The following is a 12708-nucleotide window of genomic DNA, read 5'->3' as shown; positions in this document are numbered from 1 at the left end:
GGATCGGCCACGGCCGGGCGCGGACAATGGCAACACCGCCCAGAAGGACCCGACATGAAGCCGTCTTGCCGGTCTGCCATGGTCCCTGCGGCGGAGCGATCTGCAGGAGATCATGGACTGTCCTAACCGCACTTCGCGGCCCGCCCTCGTCCGGGCCGCCCTATTCCCCCCGCACGTCACCTGGAAGCACACATGGGCATCGTAATCTTCGACGGCCTGGCCTACGGTATGTTGCTGTTCCTGATCGGAGTCGGCTTGTCGATCACCATGGGGTTGATGAATTTCGTCAACCTCGCCCATGGCGCCTTCGCCATGGTGGGCGGCTACGTCGCCGCGCTGGCCATGAGCCGGCTGCAAGTACCGTTCGTCGCCAGCCTGGCACTGGCCTTCATCAGCGCGGCCGTGGTGGGCGCGCTGCTGGAATTCGTCTTCTTCCGCCGGCTGTACCGCGCGCATCCGCTGGACCACGTGCTGCTGTCCATCGGCATCGTGTTCGTGTTCGTGGCGGGCGGCACCTACCTGTTCGGTCCGACCATGCAGCCCTTCACCGCGCCCGATTGGCTGCGCGGCCAGATCTCGCTGCTGGGCATGGAGGTGGGCGCCTACCGGCTGTTCCTGATCGTGGTGGGCTTCGCCGTGCTGGCGGCGCTCTTGCTGCTGATCAACAAGACGCGCTACGGCGCCATGGTGCGCGCGGCGGTGGACAACCAGCGCGTGGCGGCGGGCCTGGGCGTGCGGGTCGACCGGCTGTTCTTCCTGACCTTCTCGTTCGGCTGCGGCCTGGCGGGGCTGGGCGGCGCGCTGGGCCTGGGCATGCTGGGCCTGGATCCGTCCTTCCCGCTGAAATACATGATCTATTTCCTGATCGTGGTCTGCGTGGGCGGCGCCGGCACCATCGTCGGCCCCTTCGTCGCGGCGGTGCTGGTGGGCATCGTCGACGTGGGCGGCAAATACTACATGCCTGAACTCGGCGCCTTCCTGATCTACGTGTTCATGGTGGTCGTGCTCCTGGTCCGCCCCCACGGCCTGATCCCCAAGAAGGGGCTCGTATGACTAAACTGAATCTGAATCCGCGCCAGATCGTGGCGCTGGAAGTGGTGTTCTGGCTGGCGCTGGCCTCGACCTACTTCCTCCTGCCCGAGAAGCTGGTCCTGATCACGCAGATCATGATCACGGGCCTGTTCGCGATCGCGCTGGACATCGCCCTGGGCTACGCCGGCATCCTGACGGTGGGCCATGCGGCGTTCTTCGGCATAGGCGCGTACCTGGCGGGCCTGCTGGCCAAGTATGGCTGGGGCGAACCGTTCTCCGGGCTGGTGCTGGCGCTGGTGGTGTGCGCGATGCTGGGCTATCTGCTCAGCTACCTGATCGTGCGCGGCAGCGACCTGACCCGCCTGATGATCACGATAGGCGTATGCGTGCTGTTCTTCGAGCTGGCCAACCGCCTGACTCCCATCACCGGCGGCGCCGACGGCCTGCAGGGCGTGGACATGTGGCCGGTGCTTGGCCAGTTCCGCTTCGACCTCTGGGGCAAGACGGCCTTCATCTACACCTTCTGCATCGTGCTGCTGATGTTCCTGGCGGTGCGCCTGATGCTGAAATCGCCCTTCGGGCTGGTGCTGCGCGGCATCCACGACAACCGGCGGCGCATGCTGGCCATCGGTTCGCCCGTGGACACGCGCCTGCGCCTGGCCTATTGCTTCTCGGCCGCCATCGCCGGCGTGGCCGGCGCGCTGCTGGCGCAGACCACGCAGTTCGTCGGACTGGAGATGCTCAGCTTCAACCGCTCGGCCGAAATCCTCATCATCCTCATCCTGGGCGGCACCGGGCGCCTGTACGGCGGCCTGATCGGGGCGCTGCTGTACATGACCGTGCACGATTTCTTCTCCGACTTCGATCCCAAGTTCTGGCAGTTCTGGCTCGGCATCTTCCTGATCCTGGTGGTCATGATCGGCCGTGGCGGCGTGCTGGGCGTGCTGTCCCGGGTGTTCAAGGTAGGGGGGCAACGGCCATGACGACCGCGACCATCGCGACGCCCGCGCTGCGCACCCGCAAGCTGACCAAGCGCTTCGGCGGCTTCACCGCCGTCAACGGCGTGACGCTGGACATCGCGCCCGGCTCGCGCCAGGCGCTGATCGGCCCGAACGGCGCCGGCAAGACCACGCTGATCAATCTGTTGACCGGCATCCTGCGCCCGACCGAAGGGCGCATCAGCCTGGATGACGACGACATCACTCACCTGCCGGCGGACAAGCGGGTGCACCGCGGGCTGGTGCGCACCTTCCAGATCAACACGCTGTTCCCGCGCCTGACGCCGCTGCAGGCCGCCTCGCTGGCCATCTCCGAGCGCGAGGCGCTGGGCAGGGTCTGGTGGCGCCCGCTGGGCAGCTGCTCCTGGGTGGCCGACGAAGCCCATGCGCTGCTCAAGCAGTTCAACCTCGCCCAGTACGCCTACGTCGACACCGCCGAACTACCCTACGGCAAGCAGCGCCTGCTCGAAATCGTGCTGGCGCTGGCGGCCAAGCCCAGCATCCTGCTGCTGGACGAACCGGCGGCCGGGGTACCCGAGGACGAAAGCGGCGAGCTGTTCGAGGTGATCGCCGGCCTGCCCCCGGAAATGACGGTGCTCTTCATCGAACACGACATGGACCTGGTGTTCCGCTTCGCCCAGCGCATCTCGGTGCTGGTGGCGGGCGCCGTCCTGGTGGAAGGCACGCCCGCCGAAATCGCTGCCGACCCGCAGGTGCGGGCGGCCTACCTGGGGAATTCGCGTGTCTGATTTCCTGCAAATCGAAAACCTCACGGCCGGCTACAACGACGCGGTCGTGCTGAGCGACCTGTCAGTCACGGTCGAGCGCGGCCAGAGCCTGGCCATCCTGGGGCGCAACGGCGTGGGCAAGACCACGCTGCTCGAGACGCTGATGGGCAACACCACAGTCAAGCGCGGCCGCATCCGCTGGCTGGGCGAGGACATCACCCGCCTGCGCTCGGCCGACCGCGCGCGCCGGGGCATAGGCTGGGTGCCGCAGGAACGCGAGGTGTTCCCGTCGCTGACCGTGCGCGAGAACCTGGAAGTCATCGCGCGCGGCACGCACTGGACGCTCGAGCGCGTGTACGGGCTCTTTCCGCGCCTGCGCGAACGCGCCGGCAACTACGGCGGGCAGCTCTCGGGCGGCGAGCAGCAGATGCTGGCCATCGGCCGCGCGCTGATGACCAACCCGCAGTTGCTGTTGCTGGACGAGCCCATGGAGGGCCTGGCGCCCATCATCGTCGAGGAATTGTCCGAAGCGGTGCGCCGCATGTGCGCCGACGAAGGCCTGACCGCCATCATCGTCGAGCAGCATCCGGTCCTGGCGCTGTCCATGTCGCAGCATGCCATCGTGCTCGAACGCGGGGTGGTGGCCTACGCCGGCGCCAGCGCCGAGCTGGCCGCCGACACGGAACGGCTGGATCAATTACTGGGGGTCGGCAAGAGCCCCCCCCCTACGCGCTAACGCGCGCCCCCCAGGGGGCGATGCGAGTGGACCGGCAAAGCCGGATCCACCGCATCCTGGATCTGCATCGCGAAGTGTCAGAGGCACGTGTTTGAGTTCATGGTCTAGGAGTCTTATCGTGAAAACCAGAAAGACGGGATTGCGCTGCGGGCTGGCCGCGGGCGCGTTGATGGCGGCCGCCTGCGCGCAGGCGCAGGGCGTCGTGAAGGTGGGCTTCATCGGCGAGATGTCGGGTCCGTTCGCGGAATTCGGCAAGCAGATGGAAACGGGCGTGCAGCTCTACCTGAAAGAGCACGGCGACACCGTGGCCGGCAAGAAGATCGTGGTCATCGTCAAGGACGTGGGCGGCCCCAACCCCGAGCTGTCCAAGCGCCACGCGCAGGAACTGGTGGTGCGCGACAAGGTGGACTTCATCGCCGGCTTCGCCTTCTCGCCCAACGCGCTGGCGGTGGCGCCCCTGGCCACCGAGGCCAGGAAACCCATGATCATCATGAACGCCGCCTCGGGCAGCCTGCCGTCCACCTCGCCCTACATCGTGCGCACCTCGTTCTCGCTGCCGGCCATCGTGCCGCCCATCTCGCAATGGATGATCAAGCAGGGGTACAAGACCACGTATTCGATGGTGGCGGACTACTCGCCCGGCCATGAAGTCGAGGCGGCCTTCATGGATTCGTACAAGAAGGCCGGCGGCACGGTGGTGGGTTCGGTGCGCACGCCGCTCAGCACCATGGACTTCTCGGCCTACATGCAGAAGATCAAGGATCTGAAGCCCTCGGCCGTCTTCGCCTTCGTGAACGGGGCCGACGTCGCCCAGTCCTTCATGCGCGAGTACCGCGCCCGCAACCTGGCCGAGGGCGGCACCGCCATGGTGGGCACGGGCGACATCACCGACGAGCCCACCATCGATTCGATGGGCGACACGCCGCTGGGCGTGGTCACCGGCTACCCGTACTCCATGGACCACGATTCGCCGCTGAACAAGAAGTTCGTGCAGGCCTTCAAGGCCGCGCGCGGCCAGCAGGCCCGTCCCAACATCATGGCGGTGGCCGGCTACGACGGCATGGCCCTGATCTACGAGGCGCTGCGCAAGACCCAGGGCAAGACCGACGGCGACGCGCTGATCGCCGCGATGAAGGGCGTGAAGCTGGAAAGCCCGCGCGGCCCGATCGAGATCGACGCCGCCACGCGCGACATCAAGCAGCGCGTCTACATGCGCAAGGTCCAGCGGGTCGACGGCCGGCTGGCCAACGTCGAGTTCGAGACCATCGAGCCCCGCTAGGAGACGCATCCATGTCCGCAGCGGACTCCGCCTGGCTGTCGAAGACGGCGGCCGAACTGCACGAGGCCTACCGCGCCCGCGCGCTGTCGCCGCTCGAGCTGGCCACGGCGCTGATGGACGCGGTGGCCGACGATGCCCGGGACCTGAACGCCTTCTGCGTGCTGGACCGCGACGCCGCCCTTCAAGCCGCCGAGGCTTCGGCCCGGCGCTGGCGCGGCGGCACGCCCATCGGCCCGCTGGACGGCGTGCCCGTGTCGATCAAGGACCTGGTCGACGTGGCCGGCTGGCCCACGCGGCGCGGCTCGGCCATCACGGCCGGCGCGCCGCCCGCCGCCGCGGACGCGCCCAGCGTGGCGCTGCTGCGCCAGGGCGGAGCGGTGCTGTTCGGCAAGACCACCACGACCGAGTTCGGCTGGCTGGCCGATTCCGAATCGCCCTACACCGGCATCACGCGCAACCCGCTGGCACCGGACCGCAGCGCGGGCGGCTCGAGCATGGGCGCGGCGGCGCACGTGGCCAAGGGCTGGGGGCCGCTGGCGCTGGGCAGCGACGCCGGGGGCTCGATCCGCATCCCCGCCTCGTACTGCGGGCTGGTTGGGCTCAAGCCCACTTTCGGCGCCGTTCCATCGGGACCGCGCCTGAGCGCCTTCGCCGAGTACGCGCATCTGGGCCCCATCGCCCGTACCGTGACCGATTGCCGGCTGGCGCTGCAAGTCATGGGCCGGCCCCATCCCCTGGACCCCCATTCGCTGTATGCGCGGGCGCAGGACCTGCCGCCGCGCCGGCCCGCCATCGGCTACCTGACCGACGCCGGTCCCGATACCGGGCTCGATCCCCGGGTCGAGACGGCCATCGAGGAACTGGCCCAGCGGTTGGGCCGCAAGGGGCATTCGGTCGTGCGCCTGCGCATGGACTGGATGTCGCTGGCCGAGAACGCCTGGGCCCTGTGGGAGAACCGCCTGTACGAGTCCTTCGTCGATGCCACGCCCGCCCAGCGCGCCTTGCTCGACCCGCGCCTGCAACAGCTGTGCGAACGCGGCGGTACGCACGGCGCCGAGCGCCTGGCCCGGGCGCGGACCCAGTTGCGCGACGCCACGACCCAGCTCACGCTGGCCTTCGCCGACGTCGACCTGCTGCTGACTCCCGCCAGCCCGGCCGGCGCGCCGCGGGTGGGCGCGCTGTGCGCCGACGGCCATCCCCTGCGCGACCGCATCCGCCAGACCTTCAACTGGCAACTGGCGAACCCCTATACCTTCCCGTTCAACCTGACCCAGCAGCCGGCCCTGTCCATGCCGCTGGCCACCGACGCCGACGGCCTGCCCGTCGGCCTGCAGATCGTCGGCCGCAAGTATCGCGACGACGATGTGCTCGACTTCGCGCAAACGCTGGAGTCCACCCATCTTTTCCAGGAGTCCGAACATGCCTAAGATAATCGTGCAGTCCGCGCAGGCCCCCGTCACCGGGTTCACCGACAAGAGCACGCCCTCGCCGCTGGCCCAGGGCATCCGGGCGGGCGACTTCCTTTACGTATCGGGCCAGGGCCCCCTGGACCCGGTTTCCAAGGAAGTGGTGTCCGACGACATCCGCGAGCAGACGCGGCGCACCTTGCAGAACCTGATGGCGGTGCTGGAGGCGGGCGGCGCCACCGCGGCCAACATCATCAACATGCGGGTGTGCCTGCGCGACGTGGCGGACTTCCCCGCGTTCAACGAGGAATTCCGCGCCTTCATGGGCGGCGAGAAAGTCACCCGCACCTGCATAGGCGGCACGCCGCACCGCCCGGGCGTACGCGTCGAAATCGACTGCGTCGCCTATTTCGGCTGAGGAGGCCCTATGTTCAAGATGCCCATCGTCGACCTGATGAAACAGGGCGACGAGCTGGCCGCCAGCGGCAAGCGGGTGGCCGTGCTCTGGCAGGAACCCGAGTCCCTCGTGTTCCTGGCCCGCGGACGCGAATACCGCAGCGAGTTCCACATCAATCCCAGCGACGAGATGATGTACATGGTCAAGGGCGAGATGAAGCTGCACTACCGCACGCCCGACGGCAAGGAAGAGATCGCCGTGCTGCCGCAGGGGTCGGTCATCTACACGCCGGCGGGCATCCCGCATTCGCCGCGCTTCCCGCCCGACGCCTACCTGCTGGTACAGGAACGCAAGCGCAAGCCGGAGGAGATCGACCGCTTCCAGTGGTTCTGCCCCAGCTGCGATACGCTGCTGCACGAGGAATCCTGCCACGTCGCGGACTACAAGGCCGACCCCGTGTCCAAGGCCTACCAGCGCTTCTTCGACAGCGAGGAATTCCGCACCTGCAAGTCCTGCGGGACGGTGATGCCCCCGCCCTAGCGCCGGGGCAAGGCCCAGCCCGCCTGCATCGTCAATCAGGCTTGACGCCCGCCGTCTTGATGATGTCGCGCCAGCGCGCAGTCTCGGCGGTGATGAAATCGCCGAATGCGGGCCCGGTCAGCGCCTTGCCTTCGCCGCCTATCCCGGCCATGCGCTCCTTGAACTCGGGCATCCGGGTCACCGCCTCCAGTTCGCGTTCGAGCCGGGCCACCGCCTCCGGCGGCGTGCCGGCGCGGGCCAGCACGCCGAACCAGCCGCCGGCGACGAAATCGGGCACGCCGGCCTCGGCCATGGTCGGCACTTCGGGCAGCATGGGCGAGCGCTCGGCGCTGGTCACCGCCAGCGCGCGCAGGGATCCGTCCTTGATCCGCGGCGCGACCGCCGCCACGGCCGAAGGCATCATCTCGATCTGTCCGCCCAGGAGATCGGTCACCGCCGGGCTGCCGCCCTTGTAGGGCACGTGCACGATGTCCAGGCCGAACCGGGCCTTGAACATCTCGCCGATCAGGTGGACGTTGGTGCCCGTGCCCGGCGAACCGAAGTGGTAGCGCCCCGGCTGGGACCTCGCCAGCTTCACGAACTCCATCAGGGTCCTGGCCTGCACCTGGGGGTTGACCACGAACACCGAGGGAATCCGCGTGACCAGCGCGATGGGCGTGAAATCGCGGACGGCGGGCGTGCTTTGGCCCGGCGTCAGGTTCTCGGCGATGCCGAAGGACTCGGCCGTGCCCAGCAGCAGGGTGTAGCCGTCGGGCGCGGCCTGCGCGGCGGCGGCCACGCCTATCGCTCCACCCGCTCCGCCGCGGTTTTCCACCACCACGGTCTGCCCCAATCTCTGCCCGAGATACTGGGCCACCGCCCGCCCCACCTGGTCGCTGGCGCCCCCGGGCGGAAACGGCACGATCAACCGCACGGGGCGATCGGGATAGACGGCCCACGCCTGCGCGCCCGCCAATACCCCGACGGCGGCAAACATCCACGGCGCAAGGCGCCGGATCGGCTTTCCATTCATGAGCATGTCTCCTTCCGCGCTTATCGGGATGCGTCGGCACGCGGGGCGGCACCGCGCACGACATCGATCACGGCATCCGCATCGGCCGGCGCGCTGTCGCCGCGCCAGGCGCAATGGCCATCGGGCCGCACCAGCACCAGCCGGCGCTCGTACAACGCGGCTACCCGGGGCGAGGCGATGTCCACGACCGTGAGCGGCACCCCGCGCCGGCTCGCCGCTTCGACCAGCGGCGCGGCGTCGGGCGGTTCCGCGCCCAGGCGCACCAGCACGAAGCCCCGGCCGAACAGATCGAGCGTGGAACGGCCGTCATCCAGCCAGGCATGGGGCACGCGGTGCCCCGGCCGGGTGGTGGGCGTGTAGTAGCGCGGATGGTCCGGCGGCGCGGACGTGCCGTCCGGCACGCAGATGGGCGAATCCTCGTAGCGGTAGCCCAGGTGGATGCCCAGCGTCTCCCACTCGGTGTGCGTGGCCTGGGCGATGGCGGCGCCGACCTGCGCGCGCTGCGCCGCGCCGCGCGGGGAGTCCTCCATCAGTTCCGAGGCGTCCTCGACCGACTTCAGCGCGAAATAGTTGTGCGCGGACGCATTGACGTTGCGCACGCCCACCGGCTGGCGCTCGACCTCGTAGCTGTCCAGCAGGCGCGGACCGCCCCAGCCGCGCAGCATGGCCTCCAGCTTCCAGCCCAGGTCCACGACATCGCCCATGCCGGTGTTCATGCCGAAGCCGCCCGTGGGCGACATGGTGTGCGCGGCATCGCCGGCGATCAGCACGCGGCGGTCGCCGTAGCGCGTCGCGGTCAACTGGCTGCGGCGCCACGGCAGGGCCGAGATCACCTCGAACGGCACGTCGTCGCGGCCGATGCCCCGGCGCACCCAGGCCTCGGCATCGCGGCAGACCTGCTCGACCTGCGCCTCGTTGCTGACCACCGTCATGCGCCACAGCTCGCGGCCGTCCATGGCGCTGATGTTGCCCCAGAAGCCCTCGGCGCCGAAGAACAGATAGCGCTCCGCCTCGCCCTTGTCATGGCTGCGGGTCAGGGCCGGCGAACGGAAGAACAGCGCCGCCGAGTGGTCCAGCGCCCGCGTGCCCGCCATGTCTATGCCCAGCGCGCGCCGGACGTGGCTGCCCGCGCCGTCGCAGGCCACCAGGTAGCGCGCGCGCAGCTTCGTGCGCCGTTCGGTCTTCAGGTCGATCACGTCGGCCCGGACGCCGTCGGCGTCCTGCTCGAAGCCTTCCAGCCGATGCCAGTAGCGCAGGTCCAGCGATGGATATTCGGTCGCGCAGCGGGTCAGCAGCGGGTCGAACCACAGTTGCGGACAGCGCCACTTCTTCTCCGGGCTCTCGTCGGGCGGCGCGTCGTCGCGCAGGCTGGGATACTCGTGGCGGGCCAGGAAGTGGCCCGTCATGCTGGTGCAGAACACCATGTCCAGCTGGTAGTCGGGGTTGAACGGCGTCTCGCGCACGCGCTGCGCGATGCCCCAGCGGCGGCAGAATTCCATGGTCCTGACGCTCACGGCGCCCAGCTTGGGCGTACTGATGGAGCCGTCTCGCTGTTCCAGTATCGTGCACGGAATGCCGCGCCAGGATAGGTCCAGCGCCAATCCCAGCCCGACCGGGCCGGCGCCGACGATCAGCACCGGAATGTCGTCCGCCTGTGTCATTTCCAGATGTCCCCTCTATGGTGGTCAGCCGCCTCGTTCCGGAGAATGGAAGAAGCGATATGTGGGGGACTATATGCCTCGGGCCCCGGTCCGGAGCCGGGATTTCTGCCTGATGGAAACGACTTGGCGTCAGAAGACGGCGGTCCCGACGCTTCCTCCGCCGCACACGAACAGGTTCTGTCCCGTCACGAATCCGGACTCCGCTGCCAGGAAGAACAACACCGCGTGGGCCACGTCGTCCGGCTTGCCGATCCGGCCGACGGGCAAGCCGGCCAGGACGGCCTCGGTCTGCGGCGCGCCGGGCGGATGGTTGGCACGAAACAACTCGGTCTCGATCGGCCCGGGGCTCACCATGTTGACCGTGATGCCATCCCGGGCCAGCTCCAGGGCCAGGCTGCGCGTCATGCCCAGCAATCCGGCCTTGACCATGCCATAGACCGCGCGGCCGGGCCGCCCCAGCATCATGCGGCTGCCGATGCTGACGATCCGGCCTCCGCCCAGGGCCCGCATGCCGGGCACCAGCGCCTGCATGCACTGCAGCGACGCGCGATCATGTATCTCGAACATGGACCGCGCCCGGTCCAGGTCCAGGTCTTCCAGACGGGGAACGTACGTGAAGCCCGCGTTGTTGACCAGGTTGCGCACGCGGTGCCGGGCGACGATCGTCTCCAGGGCACGCGCCGTCGCGGCCTGGTCGGTCAGGTCGGCGCAATAGCTAATGGCGGGGAGATCCTGGGCGGGCGGTTCCAGGGAAAGATTGATGACCTCGTGCCCGAGCGCGGCCAGGCGCCGCGCGATGGCGCCCCCGATGGCGCCGCTCGCGCCGGTGACGAGACTGACCGTCGATGCTTGATTCATATGCATATCGGCGGCCCCTCGTGCCGCCGCTCCATTCAATCGATAGAACTCACCCGTTGCGGCACCGTGGACCGTCCCGTCCTGGCGGACAGATAGGCCGCATCGATGACGCGCTGGGTCCTTTCCAGGTCTTCCAGCCCCGCGACGGGCGGCGCGCCGGCCTCCACGCGGGACAAGGTCGTACGGACGTAGTCGGCGAAATAGTCCTTGAACCTCCACCCGCCATCGACGTGCCGCGCATCGCCCGACGCGGTATCCAGGAACGCCAGGCGCTCCCCATCCCGCTTCGCGGTGAACGCGCGATGGGCAAGCGCGACATGGAAGTCCATGTAGTCCGCCGCGCGCGCGGGCTGCCGATACGAGGTCTCCAGGGACGCCACCGTGCCGTCCGCCAGCACCAGCGACAGCAAGGCATGATCCTCGACGGCCAGCCGCAATGCCTTGTTCGACAGCGTGGCCTGCACGGACACCACGTCGGCGCCCGTCATCCACGACAGCAGGTCGATGGGGTGATGGCCCAGGTTCATCAGGCATCCACCGCCGGCACGCCCGGGCTCGATCAGCCATGGCGACGAGTCGGCGAAGCGCAGCGGCGAGCCGGCATGGACGGAACATTGCACGTGGAGAAAATCCGGCGATGGCAGCGCCGTCGTCCCCGACAGCGCTCGGGCCAGCGCGCTCAGCCGGTAATGGAACGGAATCGAAACGAACACGCCCGCGCGCCGGGCCGCGCGGCGAATGCCGGCGATGTGGTCGCCGTGCAGGCCCGCGGGTTTCTCGATCGAAAAAGGCATGCCCCGGTCGATCAACCGGCCGGCAATGGCCGGCATGTCCGCATGCACGCCGAAGGCAAACGCGAACCCGGCGTCCGATCGGTTCAGCAGTTCGTCCACGGTGGCGAATACCGGCGCGTCGAACTCCGCCGCGACTTGCCGGGCCAGCGGCGCGGAAGGATCCCAGACTCCCGCTATCCGGATGTCCGCCCCGAGAAAGGCCGGACGATACAACGGATAGTGCCAGTGGCTGGGGGCGATCAATGCAACGCGATGCGCCGCCATGCCGGGTCCTATTCCGCCTTGATGCCGTGATCGGCAATCAGCTTGCCCATGCGCTGGCGTTCGGTCGCCAGCCAGCGCTCGGAGGCCGCCCGGTCCATGGTTTTCGCATCCAGTCCCAGATCGCGCAGCTTCTGCTGCGCCTGCTTGTCCGACGCGGCGGCCAACACCCGCTGCTCGAGAGTCTTCACCACGGCATCGGGGGTCTTGGACGGCACCATCACGAAGTACGCCCCTTGCATCACGAAGCCCGGCAGCCCCGCTTCGCTCACGGTCGGCACGTCGGGCATGGCGGGAATGCGCTGATCCCCCGAAACGGCCAGCGCCTTCAGCCTGCCGCTCTTGATGAACCCCATCGCACCGGCCACGCCGACGAATGCCGCCGGGACCTGGCCGCCGACGAGATCGTTCATGGCCGGCGCGCCTCCCTTGTAGGGCACATGCGTCATGTCCAGGCCCGCGGCGCCGGCAAAGGCGGCCATCGTCAGGTGTCCCTGCGATCCCAGGCCGCCCGACGCATAGTCCAGCCGCTTGTCCTTGGCATAGGCGATGAAGTCCTTCAGGCTTTTCACCGGCACGGACGTATTCACCACCAGTACCGCCGGCTGGAACGCCACGGCGGCGACCACCTTGAGATCCCGCTCCGCGTCGAACGCCGGATCACGGGGGTAGAGGCGCGGATTGACCGTGACCATCGCGCCATCGGCAAACAACAGGCTGGAACCGTTCACGGCGCCACCGGCGGCCGCCCGGGCGCCTATCATGCCGTTGGCGCCACCGCGGTTGTCGACCACGAACACATCGCCCGACGTCTGCTGCATCTGCGCCGTCACGATGCGGGCAACCAGGTCCAGGGGCCCCCCGGCGGGAAACGGCACGATGGCCTGGATCGTCGCAGCCGTTGATGAAAACGCGACCAGCGCGGAGGCCGCGAACACGGCGCTCGACAGAATCTTCTTCATGGTGTCTCCAATGGGCGGACCGACTGCGGTCCGATTTGGCTTGA

13 protein-coding genes are annotated in these 12708 nt (G+C 68.6%); 8 read left to right on the top strand and 5 right to left on the bottom strand.

The window, feature by feature from the left end; genetic code table 11:
* Nucleotides 1–192 precede the first annotated feature (192 nt).
* The 8 genes from WKR98_RS05900 (at nt 193) to WKR98_RS05865 (ending at nt 7116) form a co-directional block, all read left to right on the top strand.
* Nucleotides 193–1053, top strand: a complete 861-nt coding sequence (locus WKR98_RS05900; RefSeq protein WP_124687260.1) for a branched-chain amino acid ABC transporter permease — start codon at nt 193–195, stop codon at nt 1051–1053.
* Nucleotides 1050–2015, top strand: a complete 966-nt coding sequence (locus tag WKR98_RS05895; protein ID WP_341432353.1) for a branched-chain amino acid ABC transporter permease — start codon at nt 1050–1052, stop codon at nt 2013–2015. The genes WKR98_RS05900 and WKR98_RS05895 overlap by 4 nt, the downstream gene beginning before the upstream one ends.
* A complete protein-coding gene (locus tag WKR98_RS05890; protein WP_124687258.1) occupies nt 2012–2779 on the top strand; it encodes an ABC transporter ATP-binding protein in 768 nt (255 codons plus the stop codon). Before WKR98_RS05895 ends, WKR98_RS05890 begins: the two co-directional genes overlap by 4 nt.
* Nucleotides 2772–3494: an ABC transporter ATP-binding protein gene (locus WKR98_RS05885; protein WP_124687257.1), complete on the top strand. Its 723-nt coding sequence runs from the start codon at nt 2772–2774 to the stop codon at nt 3492–3494. The genes WKR98_RS05890 and WKR98_RS05885 overlap by 8 nt, the downstream gene beginning before the upstream one ends.
* A gap of 118 nt (nt 3495–3612) precedes the next feature.
* Complete coding sequence (locus tag WKR98_RS05880) at nt 3613–4773, top strand: ABC transporter substrate-binding protein (RefSeq protein WP_238160253.1); 1161 nt, start codon at nt 3613–3615, stop codon at nt 4771–4773.
* A gap of 11 nt (nt 4774–4784) precedes the next feature.
* Nucleotides 4785–6200, top strand: a complete 1416-nt coding sequence (locus WKR98_RS05875) for an amidase (RefSeq protein WP_124687256.1) — start codon at nt 4785–4787, stop codon at nt 6198–6200.
* Nucleotides 6193–6597, top strand: a complete 405-nt coding sequence (locus tag WKR98_RS05870; protein ID WP_124687255.1) for a RidA family protein — start codon at nt 6193–6195, stop codon at nt 6595–6597. Before WKR98_RS05875 ends, WKR98_RS05870 begins: the two co-directional genes overlap by 8 nt.
* Nucleotides 6598–6606: 9 nt before the next feature.
* Nucleotides 6607–7116: a 3-hydroxyanthranilate 3,4-dioxygenase gene (locus WKR98_RS05865; protein ID WP_124687254.1), complete on the top strand. Its 510-nt coding sequence runs from the start codon at nt 6607–6609 to the stop codon at nt 7114–7116.
* A gap of 31 nt (nt 7117–7147) precedes the next feature.
* Here the strand turns inward: WKR98_RS05865 and WKR98_RS05860 are convergent, their stop codons facing one another.
* The 5 genes from WKR98_RS05860 to WKR98_RS05840 all read right to left on the bottom strand — a co-directional run bounded on the left by WKR98_RS05860 (nt 7148) and on the right by WKR98_RS05840 (nt 12664).
* The gene (locus tag WKR98_RS05860) at nt 7148–8128 is read right to left on the bottom strand and encodes a Bug family tripartite tricarboxylate transporter substrate binding protein (protein ID WP_124687253.1); all 981 of its coding nucleotides are present in this window, start codon (nt 8126–8128) and stop codon (nt 7148–7150) included.
* A gap of 20 nt (nt 8129–8148) precedes the next feature.
* A complete protein-coding gene (locus WKR98_RS05855) occupies nt 8149–9789 on the bottom strand; it encodes an FAD-dependent oxidoreductase (protein WP_341432352.1) in 1641 nt (546 codons plus the stop codon).
* 129 nt (nt 9790–9918) lie between these two features.
* Nucleotides 9919–10647: an SDR family oxidoreductase gene (locus WKR98_RS05850; RefSeq protein WP_341432351.1), complete on the bottom strand. Its 729-nt coding sequence runs from the start codon at nt 10645–10647 to the stop codon at nt 9919–9921.
* A 35-nt stretch (nt 10648–10682) separates the two neighbouring features.
* Complete coding sequence (locus tag WKR98_RS05845) at nt 10683–11705, bottom strand: Gfo/Idh/MocA family protein (RefSeq protein ID WP_124687250.1); 1023 nt, start codon at nt 11703–11705, stop codon at nt 10683–10685.
* Nucleotides 11706–11713: 8 nt separating this feature from the next.
* Nucleotides 11714–12664: a Bug family tripartite tricarboxylate transporter substrate binding protein gene (locus WKR98_RS05840; RefSeq protein WP_124687249.1), complete on the bottom strand. Its 951-nt coding sequence runs from the start codon at nt 12662–12664 to the stop codon at nt 11714–11716.
* Nucleotides 12665–12708: the final 44 nt, after the last annotated feature.

It is taken from the genome of Pigmentiphaga sp. YJ18, assembly GCF_038066655.1.
Taxonomy (GTDB): Bacteria; Pseudomonadota; Gammaproteobacteria; order Burkholderiales; family Burkholderiaceae_B; genus Pigmentiphaga.
The sequence above is the reverse complement of the archived record's forward strand: the minus strand, read 5'-3'. Positions and strand labels throughout refer to the sequence as shown.

Excerpts from the sequence above, each read along its gene's own strand:
- WKR98_RS05900 (WP_124687260.1), top strand. The coding sequence starts at position 193 with ATGGGCATCGTAATCTTCGACGGCCTGGCCTACGGTATGTTGCTGTTC.
- WKR98_RS05895 (WP_341432353.1), top strand. The coding sequence starts at position 1,050 with ATGACTAAACTGAATCTGAATCCGCGCCAGATCGTGGCGCTGGAAGTG.
- WKR98_RS05890 (WP_124687258.1), top strand. The coding sequence starts at position 2,012 with ATGACGACCGCGACCATCGCGACGCCCGCGCTGCGCACCCGCAAGCTG.
- WKR98_RS05875 (WP_124687256.1), top strand. The coding sequence starts at position 4,785 with ATGTCCGCAGCGGACTCCGCCTGGCTGTCGAAGACGGCGGCCGAACTG.
- WKR98_RS05870 (WP_124687255.1), top strand. The coding sequence starts at position 6,193 with ATGCCTAAGATAATCGTGCAGTCCGCGCAGGCCCCCGTCACCGGGTTC.
- WKR98_RS05865 (WP_124687254.1), top strand. The coding sequence starts at position 6,607 with ATGTTCAAGATGCCCATCGTCGACCTGATGAAACAGGGCGACGAGCTG.
- WKR98_RS05860 (WP_124687253.1), bottom strand. The coding sequence starts at position 8,128 with ATGAATGGAAAGCCGATCCGGCGCCTTGCGCCGTGGATGTTTGCCGCC.
- WKR98_RS05855 (WP_341432352.1), bottom strand. The coding sequence starts at position 9,789 with ATGACACAGGCGGACGACATTCCGGTGCTGATCGTCGGCGCCGGCCCG.
- WKR98_RS05850 (WP_341432351.1), bottom strand. The coding sequence starts at position 10,647 with ATGAATCAAGCATCGACGGTCAGTCTCGTCACCGGCGCGAGCGGCGCC.
- WKR98_RS05845 (WP_124687250.1), bottom strand. The coding sequence starts at position 11,705 with ATGGCGGCGCATCGCGTTGCATTGATCGCCCCCAGCCACTGGCACTAT.
- WKR98_RS05840 (WP_124687249.1), bottom strand. The coding sequence starts at position 12,664 with ATGAAGAAGATTCTGTCGAGCGCCGTGTTCGCGGCCTCCGCGCTGGTC.